We start from the raw sequence: 16,992 nt of genomic DNA on the forward strand, positions 1-16,992 counted from the left end.
ACGAGGCGCGGCGCGCTTCATCCCCCGGCGGGAAAACTACTTCTCGGACGCGGGGGTCTCGAGCGCCTCGACGGCGTAGATGATGCGGTTGCAGGACGGGCACACGTCGGTGCCGAGCGACACGCGCAGGTTGTTGTAGAGCTGCGGCGGCACGTTCATCCGGCAGCCCAGGCACGTGCCGCCGAACACCACGCCCACCATCGCCGGCAACTTCTTCTTGCGGATGGTCTCGTAGCGGCGCAGCAGGGTGGCGTCCACGCTCGAGGACACCGAGGCGCGCTTGGTCTCGAGCTCCTTGACCTGACCCTCGGCCTGGCTCTGCTTGGAGCGCAGGTCCGTCATGCGTCCGGACAGGTCCTCCTGGCGCTTGGCGAACTCGGCCTCCTTGCCCTTGATGGCCTCGCGCGCCGCGCCGAGCGTCTTGCTCAGCTCGACGAGCTCGTCGGCCATGGTCTGGTTGGCCTTCTTCGCGATGTCGATTTCCCGGGCGAGCGCGGAGTACTCGCGGGTGGAGCGCTGCTCGGCGAGCCGCGCCTCCCACTTCTTCACCTTGTCCTTCTCGTCGGTGATGTTCTGCTCGAGCGTGCTCTTCTGCCGCTCGATGTCCGCCACGCGGCTGCGCTCCGCCTCGAGGGCACTGCGCGCGGAGCCCAACTCGCGCTCCAGCTCCGCCAGCTGCCGGGGGTGCACGTCCGCGGCCTTCTGGAGCGAGGCGACCTCGAGGTCCACCTTCTGCAGCTCCACCAGTGCCTTCAGTTTCTCCCGCAAAATCGTCTGCCTCCATGGGCCCGACCCCGGGGCCCGCGCCCTTCTACCAACAAGGGTTTAAAGGGTCCAACCCACAAATCAGCCCACGCTCATCCTCAAGCCCACAGCCTCGCCTGTCCCCCGCTCAGCGTCCACCCGGGCGAGCCCTCGATTCCCCGCCTGGAAACCGGCGCATGGCGAAAAGTTTCCGTCCGGGCGGAAAGCTGCTACATCCCTGAACATGTCAGCCGGGGGACGAGCCATGCCACCCAAGAAGCCCATCGCGCCCAGGCGCGCGCCACGCCCCACGCGTTCCGTGAAGGCCCCCCTGCGTCGTCCCGTGGGGGTCCAGACGCTGGGTCCGGTGCGCTACGCCCAGGTGCGCCACGCCATCCATCAACTCGCCCTGGCCGAGCCAGAGCGGGCCTAAGCCCCCAAAAAAACGGGGGGCCCGCACCCAGCGTGGGTGACGGACCCCCCTGGAATGGGGAACGAGGCGCGAGCCGGGCTCAGATCTCGTCTTCGTCGTCCGAGGCCGCCTCGGCGTCCTCGTCCTCGAATTCGCCGCCCTCCTCGTCCTCGCTGGCCTCCGGCTCCTCCGGCTCCGGCGTGGGCTCGATGACCTTGGAGCTGGCCAGGCGTCCCCGACGGCTCTCGGGTTGCGGCTTGAGCGCGGGGCTCTCGCGCTGGTTCGCGCCGCACTTCGGGCACAGGGGGTCCGGCTTCTTCATGTCGTAGAACTTCGTGCTGCATTTGAAGCAGACGAACTTGGTGCCGAGATCGCTGGCGGGCATGCGCCACCTTCTATGTCAAGAGGGTAGGGGACGGCGGCTCTTAGTTGGGCTGGCAGGCGGAGTCAACCCAGTGGTTTGCACTCTAGCGCCTTGGGGTTAGCATTCCGCACGCTCGCCCAGGGTGTGCGTGCGTGGGACAGCCCTCTTGAACTTCTCCTGCAATAAGTGTCAGCGGCGGTACTCCATCGCGGACGACAAGGTCCGCGGCAAGACCGTCAAGGTGCGTTGTAAGAACTGCCAGAACGTCATCTCGGTGGAGGGGCCTCCCGCCGAGATGGAGGAGAGCACGCGCGTCGTGTCTCTGGCGGACGTGGAGCGGCTGCGTGAGCAGGACCGCTCGCTCGCCGAGGAAGAGGCGGCCGTCCAGTCCGCCCAGGTCGGCGGCTGGGAGGACGAGCCCACGCGCGCCATGCCCGCGGCGGAGGTCGCGGCCGCCTGGTTCGTGATGATCAAGAGCAAGCAGGAGGGCCCGCTCGACGAGCCCGCCCTGCGTGCCCTCGTGGTCGAGGGCACCATCTCCGCCCGGAGCTACTTCTGGCAGCAGGGCATGGCGGACTGGAAGCGGGGCCAGGACGTGCCCGCGCTCGAGTTCCTCTTCGTGGCCGAGGAGCCCGTCGCGGCGCCCGTGGCCGCGCCGCCCCCCATGATGGTCGCGCCGGAGCCCGAGCCGGAGCCCGCGCCCGCCGCGCGCTCCTCCACCTCCTGGCAGCCCGAGCCCGCGCCGCCCTCCCAGACGACCTGGAGCACCGAGCCGGAGCCCGAGCCCGCTGCCCGCGGTGCGTCCGCCTCCACGCCGTGGGAGTCCGAGCCGGAGCCCGCGCCCGCCGCGTCCGCCGAGAGCAACGCGCCCTCGGCGCAGCTCGGCGAGCTGTTCTCCGACCTGGACCTGCCGCAGTCCAACCCCGACGAGGACGGGGGCGAGCGGCCCCTGGTGGACCCCGGCGCGGATGACGAGCGCACGCCGCTGCCCGAGCCGGTGGCCGCCAAGGCGGGCCGCTCCGCGAACAAGCCGGTCGCCGCGCGGCGCTCGCCCGCGCTGAAGATCGCCCTGGTGCTCGTGCTGTTGGTGCTCCTGCCGGTGGTGCTGGTGGTGGCCCTCACCGAGACGCAGGTCATCCCCCTGCGCGTCACGCGCGTGGATGCCCAGGGCCGCGCGACGCAGGAGTCCGTGTCCCTCTTCTCGCCCGAGGGACCCGGCGCGCTGCGCGACCTGGTGACGGGCGGAGGCGCGCCGCCGCCCGCCGCGCCCCGGCCCGCCGCGCCGCCGAAGTCCGCCACGCCCGCGCCCGAGCCCACGGCGCCCACCGACGCGGCGCCGGGTGAGGCCCCGACGGGAGAGACCGCCGCCGCGCCCGGCGCGGCCGGGACCGAGGCGGTCGAGGACGACGAGCTCGCCGCGCTGGGGACCTCGGACGCGGCCCCCGCGGGTGAGTCCGCCACGGGGGGGGAGGCCGCCGCCCCCTCGGGGCCGGTGAAGGGTCCGCCCCAGGCCGATGTGGCGCGCGTGGTGGATGCCTCGCGCCCCAGCTTCAAGCCGTGCATCGACCAGGCGCTGCGCAAGAACCCCAAGCTGAAGAACGGCAAGCTCTTGCTCATCACCACGGTGGCCAGCTCGGGCGAGGTCAAGCAGGTGGCCTTCGACCGCCCGGACATCGGCGCCTCGCCCTCGGGCGAGTGCTTCAACGAGCGCGCGCGCGAGCTGGTGTTCCCCGCGTTCTCCGGTGAGGACGTCGAGGTGGAGATCCCGCTCGTCCTCAAGTCCCGCTAGTCGCGGGCGCTCACAGGTCGAAGTCGCCGGGAGGAGCCGCCTTCTTCGCGAGGGCCTTCTCCCGCGCCCGCCGCACCTCCTCGCGCAGCTGCTCGGTGGCGGCCGCGTCCACCCGCATCGTCTCCAGGTCCACCACGTCGCCCTCGCGCGCCTCGGGGGGCAGCGCGGCGCGAGGCCTCACGACCTCGCGCCCCTCGACGACGAGCACCGCCAGCGCCTCCTCGAAGCGATCCACGGTGGCCCGGCCCTTGAGCGGCGGGGTCTCAGATGCAGTCGTGGGCGTTGAAGCGTTTGCCTTCGGCTTCGGCGCGCGATTTGAAGACGAGCTTGTTCTGGTTCTTGATTTGTTTGGCGGCATAGCAGCTGGGCCTGTGGAAGAGACGCTTGGGGCTGTTCTTGCTGGCGACGAAGGCGCCGCCCTTTTCCTGCGCGGCGGGGGTCGGGCGCTCGGCGCGGGGGGACTTCGCGCCGGGCTCGGGCTTGGACTCCAGGTCGAGGTGCGCCGGCTCCTTGGCCTTGGTGGGGGCCTTGGCCGCCTCCACCAGGCCCTTGAGGATGAGGCCGCCCTCCGGGACCTTGTCCGAGCGCCGCTGGGTGGTGAGCACGAAGCGCTGGCCGTCCCCCACGGCGTGCACCTCGCCATCCCGGTCCGTGCGGAACAAGCGCGCGCCGGGCGACTCCAGGCGGCGGAGCACGTCCGGGGACGGGGCGCTCTCCGGGTTGCCCCGGCCCGTGGACAGCACGGCGCCCTGGGGCTGCACGGCCTCGAGGAACGCGGCGCTGGTGGCGGTGCCCAGGCCGTGCGCGCCCACCTTGAGCAGCGTGGAGCGCACGGGCACCTCCAGCTCCAGCAGGCGCCGCTCGGTCTGCTCCCGGGCATCGCCCATGAGCAGCACGGAGGTGGTGCCGTGGGTGAGCCGCAGGACGATGGAGTTGCTCTCCACGGCCCCGTCGCCGATGAGCAGTTTCTCGGTGGGCACGCGCGGCCAGAGCACGCTCAGCTCCGTGTCTCCGCCGAGCGGCAGCTTGAGGGGCTCCGCGCCCGGGGACTCCGGGGAGAAGATCTCCACGCCCTTGGCCGCGAGCGAGGCGAGCAGCGCGTCGTAGTCCGAGGGGGTGTTGGGCAGCTGGGGCTCGAGCAGCCGACGCGCGCCCACCGCGCCCACGGCCGCGGTCAGGCCGCCGTAGTGGTCGAGGTGGGGGTGGGTGAGGATGACCAGGTCGAGCTTGTTGGTGAGCAGCTCCGGCAGGCGGTTGGCCAGGTGGGTGCCCGCGAACGGCGGGCCGGCGTCGATGAGCACCGTGTGCCCGTCGGGCGAGACGATGAGCGTGGCGTCGCCCTGGTCCACGTCGAGGAAGTAGACGTGCAGCTTGCCGTCGGGACGCGGCCCGAAGTAGCGCAGCGCCGGGGCGGCCGGGGCGGCCTTCTCCACGGGCGGGGGCGCCGAGGCGGGCTGCTCGCAGGCCCCCAGCAGGCAGAGGCTCAGCAGCGCGGCCAGCGTCGAGATGCGACTCATGGTTTGCAGTCCTCCGAGGGACGGCGTTCCTTCATGGCGGAGGCGCGGTCCGGGTACACCGTGCGCTCCTGGGTCTTGGCCCGCTTGAGCGTGGCGCAGTCCTCGCGGTGGAAGACCTTGCTGCCCTTGAGGCTCACGAACCGGCCACCCTCGCCCCGGGGGGACGGGCCGCGCGGCTCGACGGAAATCTCCACCGGCCCGCTCTTCGTCCCGCGCGGCGTGTCCACCGGGGGCACGGCCCGCGCGCCCAGGCCCCGCACCACCACGGGCGCCGCGGCCGAGCCCCGGGCGGCGGTGAGGGTGACGCGCTCGCCGTCGCTCACCGCGCGCACCTCGCCGTCCCGGTCCGTGCGCCAGACGCGCGCGCCCACCTGGCCCAGCCTGTCCAGCGCCTCGCGCGTGGGGTGCCCGTAGTCGTTGCGCGCCCCACAGGAGATGACGGCCGCCTGGGGCCGCACCGCCTCGAGGAAGGGCGCCGTGGAGGAGTAGCGGCCGCCGTGGTGCGCCACCTTGAGCACGGTGGCCGAGTAGTCCTGGGGCTGGCGCAGCAGCCGCGCCTCCGTCTCCGGCTCCGCGTCCCCGGTGAACAGGAACGAGGTGTCGCCATAGGTCAGCTTGGCGACGATGGAGTTGGAGTTGGCGTCCGAGCGCGTGTTCTTCAGGAAGGGCTCCTGGGGCACGCGGGGCCAGAAGATGGAGAGCGTGGCGCCCTCGCCCAGGCCGATGCTCAGGGGCGCGTCGGGCGTGGCCGCGTTGGGCGTGGGCGTCATCACCTGCCCGGCCTCCTGGCCCACCACGTCCAGCACCTTGCGGTACGCGTCGCTCGGGTGGTCGAAGCCCGGGTCCATGAAGCGCCGCACCCCCACCGTCTGGATGACCCGGGACATGCCGCCCAGGTGGTCCAGGTGCGGGTGGGTGAGGATGATGAGATCCAACGGGCCGTTGACCAGTTGCTTCACCCGCGACACGAGGGAGATCTGCGCCTCGGGCGGACCGGCGTCGATGAGCACCGTCTTGCCCGTGGGCGAGACGACGAGGGCGGCGTCTCCCTGGCCCACGTCCAGGAAGTACACCGACAGGGGTCTGAGCGACGCGGCCTGGCCCGGGGAGGCGGCGAACAGGAGAAGCAGCGCGAGGAGCAACCGGGCGAAAGCCATGACCCGGACAACTCTAGCCCACGCCCTGGCGTCGGTGCTTCCCGAGTGACGGGAGATTGCGCTACATCCCGCGCCATGGCCGAGGCCCAGGACATCCCGCGTGTCGTCGAGCAGCTCGCTGAGTACTTCCGCCACCACCCGTCGGGGTCCCGGACGGACGGTGCACGCCCCGCACCCTCCGTGCGGACGGCGTCCGTCGACGTCTCGCGCCTGACGGGCAACGCGGACCTGGCGCCCTATATCGACCACACCCTGCTCAAGCCCGAGGCCACGCGCGAGGACGTCACCCGCGTGGCCCAGGAGGCCGCGCGGCATGGCTTCGCCACGGTGTGCGTGAACTCGAGCCACGTGGCCACGGTGGCCGCCGTGCTGGCGGGCTCCGCCTCGGTGCCCATCGCCGTGGTGGGCTTTCCCCTGGGCGCCGCGCTGACGAGCGCCAAGGCGTTCGAAGCGCGCGAGGCCATCCGCGCCGGGGCCCGGGAGATCGACATGGTGCTCGACGTGGGCGCGCTCAAGGGCCGCGACTGGGCGCGCGTGCGCGAGGACATCGCCGGCGTCGTGGAGGCCTGTGGCCCGGTGCCGCTCAAGGTCATCCTCGAGACGAGCCTGCTCACCCGGGACGAGAAGATCGCCGCGTGCGTGCTCGCGCGCGACGCGGGCGCCTCCTTCGTCAAGACGTCCACGGGCTTTGGCTCCGGGGGCGCCACCGTGGAGGACGTGGCGCTCATGCGCCAGGTGGTGGGCGAGGGCGTCGGCGTGAAGGCCTCGGGCGGCATCCGCTCGGCCCAGGACGCCCTGCGCATGCTCGGCGCGGGCGCCAACCGCCTGGGCGCCTCGGCGTCCGTGGCCATCGTCAGTGGCGAGCAGTCCAGCGCGAAGTACTAGCTTCCGGAGGCCGGTCCGTGAACACGTCGCAGCACGAGAAGTTCTTGCAGAAGCTGCTCGCGCTCCACGCCGAGCTCACCGGCAAGACGCCCCTGCGCATCGAGCCCAACCGCACCGACGAGGGCCGCGTGGGCGGGGACGAGGACGAGCAGCCCCTCAACGAGATGATGCAGGCCATCGCCTCCAACCGCAACCGCAACTCGGACGTGGTGCTCGCGCGCGTGGTGAAGGCGCTGGGCAAGCTGCGCGAGGATCCGGACTCCTTCGGCGAGTGCGAGGAGTGTGGGGACGACATCCCCCTGGGGCGCCTGGAGGCCATGCCCTACGTGGAGTTCTGCGTGAACTGCCAGGGCCAGAAGGACGCGCCCAAGGGCGGCCCCACCCGCAAGAAGCTCACGGATTACTCGTGATTCCCCGGCGTGTGGGCACCCGGGTTGACCATCGCTGAACACAGCGCGTGACAGGCGCCGCGCCCGGGGGCGCGCTCGGCCTATGCAGGGGATGACATGGACGCGACAGGACTGAAGGACAGGGCGGAGGCGTGGCTGCGGGCGGATCCGGACCCGGACACCGTGGCGGAGCTGCGCGGGGTGCTCGCGCGTGGAGCAGAGGCGGACCTGGCCGACCGCTTCGCCATGGACCTGGAGTTCGGCACCGCGGGCATGCGGGGTGTGCTGGGCGCGGGCCCCAACCGGATGAACCGCGCGGTGGTGCGCCGCACCACGCTGGGCCTGGCGCGCTACCTCAAGGCCACCGTGCCGGACGTCACGCGCCGGGGCGTGGTGGTGGGCCGGGACGGCCGTCGGCTCAGCGCCGAGTTCGCCGAGGACACCGCCGCCGTGCTCGCCGCCGAGGGCATCCCCGTCCACGTCTTCCCGGGCCTCGTGCCCACGCCGCTCGTGGCCTTCGCCACGCTGCACCTGGGCGCCGCCGCCGGCATCATCGTCACCGCGAGCCACAACCCGCCCGAGTACAACGGCTACAAGGTCTACTGGGGCAACGGCGCGCAGATCATCCCGCCCCATGACAAGGGGATCGCCGCGGAGATCGCCCGCGCCGGGCCCGTGGACGGCATCCGCCTGCTGGCGCCCGACGCGGCGCGCGCCCAGGGGCTGTGGAGGGATCTGCCGGACAGCGTGGGCGAGGCATACCTGGAGGCCATCTCCCGGCTGCGCGTGCACGGGCGGGGCTCGTCCACCCTGCGGCTCGTCTACACCGCGATGCACGGGGTGGGCGGCGTATGGATGGAGCGGGCGCTCGCGCACGCGGGCTTCACCCAGGTGCACCGCGTGGCCGAGCAGGCCCAGCCGGACGGCACCTTCCCCACGGTGCGCTTTCCCAACCCCGAGGAGCCGGGCGCCATGGACCTGTCCATCGCCACGGCGCGGCGCGTGAACGCGGACCTGGTGCTCGCGCATGACCCGGACGCGGACCGGCTCGCGGCCATGGTGCGCACCCCGGAGGGCGGCCTGCGCATGCTCACCGGCAACGAGGTGGGCGTGCTCCTGGGCCACTACGTGCTCGCCCAGGGCCCCAAGGGCGGCGCCACGCCCTATGTCGTCAGCACCATCGTGTCCTCCACGCAGCTCGGGGACATCGCCGCCCAGCTCGGCGCCGCGTACGACGAGGTGCTCACGGGCTTCAAGTGGATCGCCAACCGGGCCCTCGTGCGCGAGCGCGAGGAGGCCGTGCGCTTCGTCTTCGGCTACGAGGAGGCCATCGGCTACTGCGTGGGCACGGTGACGCGCGACAAGGACGGCATCGGCGCGGCGCTCGTGTTCGCGGACCTGGCGGCGTGGTGCGAGGCCCAGGGCACGACGGTGCTCGGCTACCTGGAGGACATCCAGCGCCGCTTCGGCCTGTACGTGAGCGGCCAGCGCAACTTCACCTTCCCGGGCGCCGAGGGCGTGCAGACCATGGCGCGCATCATGGCGTCCCTGCGCGAGGCGTCTCCCGAGCGCCTGGGCGAGTGGACGGTGACGCGCATCCGGGACTACCTGCCCGGCGGCGCGCTGCCGTCCTCCAACGTGCTCGCCTTCGAGGTGGAAGGTGGGGGACGGGTGACGGCGCGGCCCTCGGGCACGGAGCCGAAGATCAAATATTACTTCGAACTGAAGGAGACGCCCGGCGCGGGCGAGCCCGTGCAGGCGGCGCGCGTACGGGCCGAGGCGCGACTCCAACGGTTCATCGACGCCTTCCTCGCGTTCGCGCGCGAGCGGGGGCAGCCGGAGGTGGGAACGTGAAACGCGGAGCACTGTGGGGCGTGGTGTTGGGACTTCTGCTCGTGTCGGGCTCGGCCCTGGCGCAGGAGGGCGGCTATCGGGGCCAGGGCTGGTCCGTGCTGTCGGGCCAGACGGTGGGGCAGGGGCGCAACACCCTGGTGGGACAGTTGGGCTGGCCGGGCCTGTCGCTGGGCCTGCTGCATGGGGCCACCCCCCGCTTCGACATCGGCGGCAAGCTCAGCTTCAACTACGGCTACGAGGGCATCGTCACCAGCGTGGTGCCGGGGCTCAAGCTGCAGGCGTGGATGAAGCTGGCGCTCATCCAGACGTCGCAGGTGAACGTGGGACTCACGTTCGCGCCCGGCCCCTTCTTCTACTTCTTCGACGGCTTCACCAACGTGGGGCTCGCCCTGCCGGTGGGCCTCACCCTGGGGCTGCCCGTGGGCAGCGCGCTCATGGTGAACGTGGGCATCGACGTGCCCTTCTACGTGACGTTCGGCAACGGCGGCGGACCCGCCTTCCCGCTGCTCGTGGGCGGCGGGCTCGAGTACTTCGTGAGCCGCGAGCTCGCCGTCACCTTCAACGTGCGCATGGGGCCCACGCTGGGCCGCTACTACCTCTACAACTACTCGGTGCGCCGCGACGCGCGCTTCACCCTCGACGCGACGATTGGCGTGGCCTACCAGCTGTAGGCCCCGCCGGGACGGACGGGGCCGCCGCGCGCCTACCAGCTCGCGGTGCCCTGGTCCGGCAGCTCCACGGTGACGATGACCGTGCTGCCCGTGCGCCCGTGGTGCTTCACCGCGAGCTGGCCGCCCTGGGCCTCCACCAGCTCGCGCGCCAGGCTCAAACCGCCGCGGGGCATGGGGTTGAGCACCGGGTTGGACACGTCGCGTGCCTGCGCCGGGCCCTGGCCGCGCGCCGCGTAGCGCATCTGGATGGTGGGGCCGTAGTCGCCGAAGTCGTCCTGCGGCTCCACGCTCAGGCGCACGGCGCGCGAGCGGTCCTCGGCGTCTCGCCGCATCCACACCGCGTCCACCAGCAGGTGCAGCATCACCTGCTCCATGCGCCGCGCGTTTACCCGCGCGAACACCGGCTCGTCGGGCAGCTCCAGCTGCACCTCCGCGGGCTCCACGTGCCCCGTGGTGTGCAAGAGCGACACCGCGTGCCGCGCCAGGGCGCACAAGTCTAGGCGCTGCTCGTCCGCGCCCTCGAGCGCCTCCACCGAAGCCAGGTGACTCCGGTTGTCTCCACCCATGCCGAGTAGCTGCTGCGGCCACCAGGCCATCGCCACCGCGCTCATCGCGTCCCCTCGTGCATCACCCGCACCGTGTGGTTCATGTCGGCCCCCCCCACGCATGGGTCGCCGACGTCCCGCCACCCGCCCTCCATCCCCGGTCGCCGCCCCGACATCCAGCTTCCGTCCCCGCGCCGCGGACCCCTCCAGGGGCCCACCGTCCACCCCCGGCGAAGGCCCGCACGCGCGGAGTTCATTGAATGCGATGAACGTGCCGACGGCCTGGACGCTCGCCTGCCTCTGTCCGGACACCGACAGCGGCCTTTTTCATCCATGAAATCCAGGTCTTTGTTGCGTTGTCCGGAGGATGCCGTCTTCCCCGCGTGCCGCCGCTTGGAACCCAGGGGAGGGTCCAGAATGAGTCCCCGTCAGGAATGACCCGGGGTTGCATGGACCCAGACGGTAAAAAGCCGCACCCACGGCCCGAAGGCGAGCAGAGGCCGGAAAGTGGGCGAGACCGGCTTAACGCGACTCCTGCTGATAGGGGACCCCGAGCGCGGCGGGGGCGTGGGTGCGGCGGCCCTGGACGGCGAGCAGCACCAGGGTGAGCAGGTAGGGCAGGGCGAGCAGGAAGCCCTGGGGGATGATGGTCATGAGGCCGGGGGCGCTGGAGGCCAGGCCGATGCGCAGGGCGCTGCCCGCGGCGAAGAAGAGCCCGGCGAGCAGGGCGCCCAGCGGTGTCCACCGGCCGAACACCGTGGCGGCCAGGGCCATGTAGCCCAGGCCCGAGGGGGTGTGCTGCTCGAAGCGGTCCAGCACGGCGGTGGACAGCGAGGCGCCCCCGAGACCCGCGAGCATTCCACCACCCAGCACGGCCATCCACCGCAGGCCGGGCACGGACAAGCCCAGCGTGGCCACGGCATGGGGCTTCTCGCCCACGGCGCGCAGCCTCAGGCCCCAGGGCGTGTGGTAGATGATGCCGTGGAAGACCACGGGCAGCACCAGGGCGAGCCAGGTGAGGGCCGAGTGCCCCGAGAAGGCGCGCAACAGCGGCACCTCCGCCAGCCCCGGCACATGCCAGCGCGACAGTTGTTGGATGGAGGGCGTGCCGTTGGGCCCGTAGAGCGCCTCGAGCAGGTAGGTGCCGCCGGCGAGCGCCACCAGGTTGAGCGCCATGCCGGAGACGACCTGGTCGGCCCGCCAGTGGATGCTCAGCGCGCCGTGGATGGCGGCCATGCCCGCGCCGGCGAGCATGCCCACGCAGACCCCCAGGGGCGTGGGCATCGTGATGGAGGCCACGGCGGCGCAGAAGGCGCCGGTGCGCATCATCCCCTCGATGCCCACGTTGGTGACGCCCGAGCGCTCGGAGAGCGTGGCCCCCAGCGCCGCGAACACGAGCGCCGGGTAGTACTCCAGCGTGGAGGACAGGATGGCTTCCACCACCTCAAACACGGGGCACCTCGGGGCGCTGCGCGGGCGGCGCGGCGGTTTCGGGAGCGGGTTGGGGCTCGGCGGGCGCGGGGGGCGGCCGGCGGCGGGCGGCGAGCAGCGCGAGCCACACCTGACGGCCCGCCACGAAGAGCAGGGCCAGGCCCTGGATGAGCTCCGGGTAGCTCTTGTGCACGCCGAGCAGCTGCATGCGCGTGCCTCCGGCGCGGAGAATTCCGAAGAACACGGCCGACAGCGTGACGCCCAGGGGGTGGTTGTTGCCGATGAGCGAGATGGCGATGCCGTCGAAGCCGTAGGGCGCGCCGAGCGTGCCCGGGTAGCGCATCTCCGTGCCCAGCACCAGCACCGCGCCGGCCAGTCCCGCGAGCGCGCCGGCCAGGCCCATGGCCTCGGCGGTGCGCCGGGTGACGGGGATGCCCGCGGCCCGGGCCGCCTCGGGGCCGAGCCCCACCGCGCGCGTCTCGAAGCCCGTGCGCAGCCGCGCCAGCCACACCCACAGCACCAGCGCCACCGCGAGCGCCAGGGGGAAGCCCAGGTGCAGCCGCGACATCTCCCCGAGCAGCCGGGGCAGTTGCGCGCTGGCCTGGATCTCCGCGGTGCCCGTGATGTTCACCGCCGTGCCGGCCCCGGCGCGCAACGGGCCCACCACGAGCCAGTTGTCCACCAGGCTCACCGCCACCCAGTTGAGCATGATGGTGGAGATGACCTCGTGCACGCCCCGCACGAGCTTGAGCCAGGCGGCGATGAGCGCCCAGAACGCTCCGGCCACCCCGGCGGCCAGGAGCGCCGCCACCACGTGCAGCGCCGAGGGCAGTTGCACCTGGGCACCCACGACCGCCGCGGCCAGCGCGCCGAGCAGCATCTGCCCCTGGGCGCCGATGTTGAACAGGCCCACCTTGAAGGCCACCGCCACGGACAGGCCCGTGAGCAGGAGGAGCGCCGCCTTGATGGCGGCCTCGCCCCAGGGACGGGTGAGCAGGGTGATGCGGCCGCCGTCCAGGTAGGCCCCCCAGTCGCCCACGCCCCCGCGCAGCATCTGCAGGTAGGCCTCGCTGGCCACCTGCGTGTCGCGCGTGAGGGCGATGAACACCCAGCACAGGGCGAGCGCCAGGAACACGGAGAACACCGAGGGCAGGATCGCCCGGGCGCGCTCACCCATGGGAGGCCTCCCCCGTGGTGCCGAGCATGCGCCGGCCGATCTCCCGCTCGTCGAACTGGGGGCGGGTGAACATGCCCGTCACCCGGCCCTCGAAGAAGACGTAGACACGGTCCGCCAGGGCCAACACTTCCTCCAGATCGAGCGAGACGAGCACCACGCCCGCCCCCTGGTCGCGCGCCTCGCGCAGCCGCGCCTGCACCTGCGCCACCGCGCCGATGTCCAGGCCACGCGTGGGCTGCACCACCACGAGCAGCCGCGGCGCCGCGTCCAGCTCGCGCGCCACCACCACCTTCTGCTGGTTGCCGCCCGAGAGCGCCTGCAGGGGCAGGGTGGGGTCCGGCGGCCGCACGTCATAGGCCTGCAGCAGCGCCTGGGTGCGCGCGCGCCGCCCGGCGAAGTCCACCTGGAGCCCCTTGGCGAAGGGCTCGCGCGACTGCCGGCCCAGCGCCACGTTCTCCTCCACGCTCATGGCCTTGACCACCGCGCGCCACAGCCGGTCCTCGGGCACGTGGCCCACGCCCCGCGCGCGCGCCGTGGCGGGCGTCAGCCCCGCGAGCGGCTGGCCCAGCAGCGTGCCCTCGCCGCCCTCCATCTCCCTGAGGCCCGTGAGCACCTCGGCGAACTCGCGCTGGCCGTTGCCGTCCACGCCCGCGATGCCGACGATCTCCCCGCCGTGCACCTCCAGGGTCACCCCCCGGAGCATGGGCTGGCCGTCCTCCCCCCGCGCGGTGAGGTCCTTCACGTCCAGCAGCCGCTCGCCCTCGGGCGGGTGCCACGCCTGGGCCTCGGCCTGGGGCACGCGCGCCTCGCCCACCATCAGCGCCGCCAGCGCCTCGGGCCGCGTCTCGGCGGCGCGCACCTCGGCCACGCGCTTGCCGCGCCGCATCACGACCACCCGGTCCGCCACGCTGAGCACCTCGCGCAGCTTGTGGCTGATGAAGACCACGGTGCGCCCGCCCGCCGCGAGCCCCCGCGACACCCGGAACAGGTCGTCGGACTCCTGGGGGGTGAGCACCGCCGTGGGCTCGTCGAGGATGAGCACCTGGGCGCCCCGGTGCAGCGCCTTGACGATCTCCACCTTCTGCTGCGAGCCCACACTCAGGGTGTCCACCCGGGCGCGCGGGTCCAGCTTGAAGCCGAAGCGCTCACACGTGGCGGCCACCTCGGCGCACGCCCGCTCCTGGTCGAAGCGGCCCAGGCGCGTGGGCTCGCGCCCGAGCACCACGTTCTCGGCCACCGAGAGCGTGGGCACGAGCATGAAGTGCTGGTGCACCATGCCGATGCCCCGGGCGATGGCGTCGCGGGGGCTCTTGAGCCGCGCGGGCCGTCCCTGGATGAGCACCTCGCCCGAGTCGGCGTGGTACAGCCCATACAGGACGTTCATCAGGGTGGACTTGCCCGCGCCGTTCTCGCCCACCAGGGCGAGCACCTCCCCGGTGCCGATGTCCAGCGACACGTCGTCCAGGGCGGTCACGGCGCCAAAGCGCTTGTGGATGTTCCGGAGGGAAATCAAGACCCTCCCCCTTTATCAGAAGGCGGGCCGGGCGTACCGGATGGACGATGGTGGACGGCGGCCTTTTCTTCCCGCTGCACGCGCGCGGGGCTTCCTGCTATGGGCTCTAGGCGTGAGACCCTACGAGCTCATCAAGGCCAAGCGGGACGGCAAGCGGCTGCGTGCCGACGATATCCAGGCATTCCTCCGGGCGTACACCGACGGGGAGGTGCCCGACTACCAGATGTCCGCCCTGTGCATGGCCATCTTCTTCCGGGGCCTGGACGCCGAGGAGTTGAGCGCCTGGGCCCAGGCCATGCTCCACTCCGGCGAGGTGCTGGACCTGTCGGACATCCCCGGCACCAAGGTGGACAAGCACTCCACCGGAGGCGTGGGGGACAAGGTGTCCCTGAGCCTGGCGCCTCTGGCGGCCGCCTGCGGGGTGCCCGTGCCGATGATCTCCGGCCGGGGCCTCGGGCACACCGGCGGCACGCTCGACAAGCTGGAGTCCATTCCGGGCTTTCAAATCAACCTGCCGGTGAGCGAGTACCGCCGCCTGGTGCGCGAGCTGGACTGCTGCCTCATCGGCCAGACGGCGTCGGTGGCGCCCGCGGACAAGAAGCTCTACGCCCTGCGCGACGTGACGGCCACGGTGGACTGCATCCCGCTCATCGCCAGCTCCATCATGAGCAAGAAGCTCGCCTCGGGGCTGGACGCGCTGGTGCTGGACGTGAAGGTGGGCTCGGGCGCCTTCATGAAGACGCAGGAGGACGCGCGCACGCTGGCCCGGACGATGATCGACATCGGCGCCCAGATGGGCCGCAAGGTGACGGCGCTGCTCACGGACATGAACCAGCCCCTGGGCCGCGCGGTGGGCAACGCCCTGGAGGTGGTGGAGGCCGTGGAGATGCTGCGCGGCCGCGCCCCCGAGGACTACACCGAGGTGACACTCGCGCTCACCGCGGAGATGCTGGTGCTCGGCGGCAAGGCGCGCTCGCTCGACGAGGCCCGTGCCCGGCTCCAGCGCGTCATCGAGGACGGCAGCGCCGTGCGCAAGCTCCAGCGGATCGTCGAGGCGCAAGGCGGCGACCCGCGCTCCATCGAGGACTACGCGCGGCTGCCCCAGGCGCGCTCCACCCTGGACGTGCCCTCGCCCGGCGAGGGATTCATCACCGGCATCGAGACCGAGGCGGTGGGCCTGGCGGCGGTGGCGCTCGGGGCGGGGCGGCAGCGGGTGGACAGCCGGATCGATCCGGCGGTGGGCTTCACGCTCCTGCGCAAGGTGGGTGAGCCGGTGAAGCGGGGCGAGCCGCTCGTGCGCATCCACTTCAACGAGCCCGGAGGCGTGGAGGACGTGAAGGCCCGGCTGCTGTCGGCCTACAGCTTCGGTCCGGTGGCTCCCGCGCCCCGGCCGCTCATCCTGGAGCGCGTGGAGTGAGCGCGTCGTCCCGGGAGGATCGGCGCGCCTCGCCCCGTGTGCCGCTGCGGCTGGGCATCCGCGTGGCGGGCAGCTCGGGCGCGTTCGACTCCCGGGAGGGCAACGTGTCGGTGGGTGGGTTCGCCTGGCATGGCGCGGCCCTGTCGGTGGGCACGCTGGTGGAGGTGTCGCTGTCGCTGCCGGACATCTCCGCGCCCTTCCTCGTGCGAGGTCAGGTGCTCAACGTAAGCTATGGCGCCAGGGGTACCTCCGCGCACGCGCGCTTCCTCGACCTGCCGGTGGACGTGGAGCGGCACATCGCGCGGTACCTGGATGAAGTGGAGCGGCTGGAGTCCTGACCAACGAGGGTGGCGCATGAGCACGGACATTCCCTGGGACAGTCTCTTCGAGGCGGCGGCGAAAGTGCGGGAGCGGGCCCATGCCCCCTACTCGCGCTTTCCCGTGGGCGCGGCGGTGTTGTACGCGGACGGAGTCGTGGAGACGGGCTGCAACGTGGAGAACTCCTCCTACGGGCTGTCCGCCTGCGCCGAGCGCAACGCCCTGGCGGCGGGCGTGGGGCGGGGGCGGGGTCGGCCCCTGGCGGTGGCCATCGTGGTGGACACGCCCACGCCCTGTCCGCCCTGCGGCATGTGCCGGCAGGTGATGATGGAGTTCGCCCCGAAGGAGCTGCCCGTGCGCAGCCGCAACCTCAAGGGGGACGAGGCGCGCTACTCGCTCGGGGAACTGCTCCCGCACGCCTTCACGAGTGACTTCCTCTAGAGGGGCGCGAGGAAGCGGCCATCCCTCAAGAAGAGCCGCTCGCCGTCCCATCCGTTGAAGAAGGCCGCGTCCCCGAGGACGCGCGCCTCCAACTCGCCGGGCGCGCTCAGGGTCATCGGCCCCTGGAACCAGACCTCGCCCGTGTACTCGTTGTAGATGGTGACGTCGTAGACGGGCCGGGGCTTCCGGGCCTTCTGCCGCACGCGCACGAAGACGCCTCCGTCCAGGCCGCCATTCCAGAAGGCGTCGGCGGGCACGCCCGCGGGCCTCGTCGGAGCCGTGGGGGAGGATGTGCAGGTGCAGCCCGACGAGGACGCGATGCACAGCACGAGAATGGCGCGAAGGATGGACATGTGCGGATGCCGAGG

General features: G+C 72.2%; 19 protein-coding genes. 9 read left to right on the plus strand and 10 right to left on the minus strand.

What is annotated here, in order from left to right; all coding sequences use genetic code 11:
- Positions 1 to 36 precede the first annotated feature (36 nt).
- The gene (locus tag I3V78_RS11545; protein ID WP_204487089.1) at positions 37 to 768 is read right to left on the minus strand and encodes a zinc ribbon domain-containing protein; all 732 of its coding nucleotides are present in this window, start codon (positions 766 to 768) and stop codon (positions 37 to 39) included.
- 241 nt (positions 769 to 1,009) lie between these two features.
- On the opposite strand from I3V78_RS11545, the gene I3V78_RS11550 reads away from it, so the two are divergent.
- Positions 1,010 to 1,177 (plus strand): hypothetical protein, encoded by a 168-nt coding sequence (locus I3V78_RS11550; protein ID WP_204487090.1) that lies wholly within the window; start codon positions 1,010 to 1,012, stop codon positions 1,175 to 1,177.
- A gap of 79 nt (positions 1,178 to 1,256) precedes the next feature.
- On the opposite strand, the gene I3V78_RS11555 is transcribed toward I3V78_RS11550, so the two are convergent.
- On the minus strand, positions 1,257 to 1,541 hold the full coding sequence (locus tag I3V78_RS11555; RefSeq protein ID WP_204487092.1) for a TIGR02300 family protein: 285 nt from the start codon (positions 1,539 to 1,541) through the stop codon (positions 1,257 to 1,259).
- 145 nt (positions 1,542 to 1,686) lie between these two features.
- Between I3V78_RS11555 and I3V78_RS11560 the strand changes: the two genes are divergently transcribed.
- The gene (locus I3V78_RS11560) at positions 1,687 to 3,309 is read left to right on the plus strand and encodes a GYF domain-containing protein (protein ID WP_204487093.1); all 1,623 of its coding nucleotides are present in this window, start codon (positions 1,687 to 1,689) and stop codon (positions 3,307 to 3,309) included.
- A gap of 10 nt (positions 3,310 to 3,319) precedes the next feature.
- On the opposite strand, the gene I3V78_RS39150 is transcribed toward I3V78_RS11560, so the two are convergent.
- Genes I3V78_RS39150 through I3V78_RS11575 form a run of 3 tightly spaced genes read right to left on the minus strand, consistent with a single transcriptional unit; the run spans position 3,320 to position 5,983 of the window.
- The gene (locus I3V78_RS39150; RefSeq protein WP_338023532.1) at positions 3,320 to 3,544 is read right to left on the minus strand and encodes a DUF3006 domain-containing protein; all 225 of its coding nucleotides are present in this window, start codon (positions 3,542 to 3,544) and stop codon (positions 3,320 to 3,322) included.
- A 28-nt stretch (positions 3,545 to 3,572) separates the two neighbouring features.
- Complete coding sequence (locus I3V78_RS11570; protein ID WP_204487096.1) at positions 3,573 to 4,826, minus strand: ComEC/Rec2 family competence protein; 1,254 nt, start codon at positions 4,824 to 4,826, stop codon at positions 3,573 to 3,575.
- Entirely contained in the window at positions 4,823 to 5,983 is a 1,161-nt protein-coding gene (locus I3V78_RS11575) for a ComEC/Rec2 family competence protein (protein WP_204487097.1), read from the minus strand. Before I3V78_RS11575 ends, I3V78_RS11570 begins: the two co-directional genes overlap by 4 nt.
- A gap of 75 nt (positions 5,984 to 6,058) precedes the next feature.
- Between I3V78_RS11575 and deoC the strand changes: the two genes are divergently transcribed.
- The 4 genes from deoC (at position 6,059) to I3V78_RS11595 (ending at position 9,782) form a co-directional block, all read left to right on the plus strand.
- Positions 6,059 to 6,868 (plus strand): deoxyribose-phosphate aldolase, encoded by an 810-nt coding sequence (gene deoC, locus I3V78_RS11580; protein ID WP_204487098.1) that lies wholly within the window; start codon positions 6,059 to 6,061, stop codon positions 6,866 to 6,868.
- A 17-nt stretch (positions 6,869 to 6,885) separates the two neighbouring features.
- The gene (locus I3V78_RS11585) at positions 6,886 to 7,278 is read left to right on the plus strand and encodes a TraR/DksA C4-type zinc finger protein (RefSeq protein WP_204487099.1); all 393 of its coding nucleotides are present in this window, start codon (positions 6,886 to 6,888) and stop codon (positions 7,276 to 7,278) included.
- 96 nt (positions 7,279 to 7,374) lie between these two features.
- The gene (locus I3V78_RS11590) at positions 7,375 to 9,111 is read left to right on the plus strand and encodes a phospho-sugar mutase (RefSeq protein ID WP_204487100.1); all 1,737 of its coding nucleotides are present in this window, start codon (positions 7,375 to 7,377) and stop codon (positions 9,109 to 9,111) included.
- Entirely contained in the window at positions 9,108 to 9,782 is a 675-nt protein-coding gene (locus tag I3V78_RS11595) for a hypothetical protein (RefSeq protein WP_204487102.1), read from the plus strand. The genes I3V78_RS11590 and I3V78_RS11595 overlap by 4 nt, the downstream gene beginning before the upstream one ends.
- Positions 9,783 to 9,814: 32 nt before the next feature.
- Here I3V78_RS11595 and I3V78_RS11600 read toward each other — a convergent pair whose 3' ends face one another.
- The 4 genes from I3V78_RS11600 to I3V78_RS11615 all read right to left on the minus strand — a co-directional run bounded on the left by I3V78_RS11600 (position 9,815) and on the right by I3V78_RS11615 (position 14,391).
- Complete coding sequence (locus I3V78_RS11600; protein ID WP_204487104.1) at positions 9,815 to 10,393, minus strand: sensor histidine kinase; 579 nt, start codon at positions 10,391 to 10,393, stop codon at positions 9,815 to 9,817.
- A gap of 456 nt (positions 10,394 to 10,849) precedes the next feature.
- Positions 10,850 to 11,779, minus strand: a complete 930-nt coding sequence (locus I3V78_RS11605) for an ABC transporter permease subunit (protein ID WP_204487106.1) — start codon at positions 11,777 to 11,779, stop codon at positions 10,850 to 10,852.
- The gene (locus I3V78_RS11610; protein ID WP_204487108.1) at positions 11,772 to 12,935 is read right to left on the minus strand and encodes an ABC transporter permease; all 1,164 of its coding nucleotides are present in this window, start codon (positions 12,933 to 12,935) and stop codon (positions 11,772 to 11,774) included. Before I3V78_RS11610 ends, I3V78_RS11605 begins: the two co-directional genes overlap by 8 nt.
- On the minus strand, positions 12,928 to 14,391 hold the full coding sequence (locus I3V78_RS11615) for an ATP-binding cassette domain-containing protein (protein WP_204496595.1): 1,464 nt from the start codon (positions 14,389 to 14,391) through the stop codon (positions 12,928 to 12,930). The genes I3V78_RS11610 and I3V78_RS11615 overlap by 8 nt, the downstream gene beginning before the upstream one ends.
- 169 nt (positions 14,392 to 14,560) lie before the next feature.
- On the opposite strand from I3V78_RS11615, the gene I3V78_RS11620 reads away from it, so the two are divergent.
- From I3V78_RS11620 to I3V78_RS11630, 3 genes are read left to right on the plus strand one after another with little or no spacing between them, the layout of a single operon-like run.
- Complete coding sequence (locus I3V78_RS11620) at positions 14,561 to 15,865, plus strand: thymidine phosphorylase (RefSeq protein WP_204487110.1); 1,305 nt, start codon at positions 14,561 to 14,563, stop codon at positions 15,863 to 15,865.
- Positions 15,862 to 16,203, plus strand: coding sequence for a PilZ domain-containing protein (locus I3V78_RS11625; protein ID WP_204487111.1), 342 nt, complete (start codon positions 15,862 to 15,864; stop codon positions 16,201 to 16,203). Before I3V78_RS11620 ends, I3V78_RS11625 begins: the two co-directional genes overlap by 4 nt.
- A gap of 16 nt (positions 16,204 to 16,219) precedes the next feature.
- On the plus strand, positions 16,220 to 16,624 hold the full coding sequence (locus I3V78_RS11630; protein ID WP_204487112.1) for a cytidine deaminase: 405 nt from the start codon (positions 16,220 to 16,222) through the stop codon (positions 16,622 to 16,624).
- On the opposite strand, the gene I3V78_RS11635 is transcribed toward I3V78_RS11630, so the two are convergent.
- Complete coding sequence (locus tag I3V78_RS11635; protein WP_204487113.1) at positions 16,621 to 16,977, minus strand: hypothetical protein; 357 nt, start codon at positions 16,975 to 16,977, stop codon at positions 16,621 to 16,623. The two genes, I3V78_RS11630 and I3V78_RS11635, sit on opposite strands and share 4 nt — an antisense overlap.
- Between the last annotated feature and the right edge of the window lie 15 nt (positions 16,978 to 16,992).

Origin of the sequence: Archangium primigenium (assembly GCF_016904885.1) — a bacterium.
GTDB lineage: Bacteria > Myxococcota > Myxococcia > Myxococcales > Myxococcaceae > Cystobacter > Cystobacter primigenius.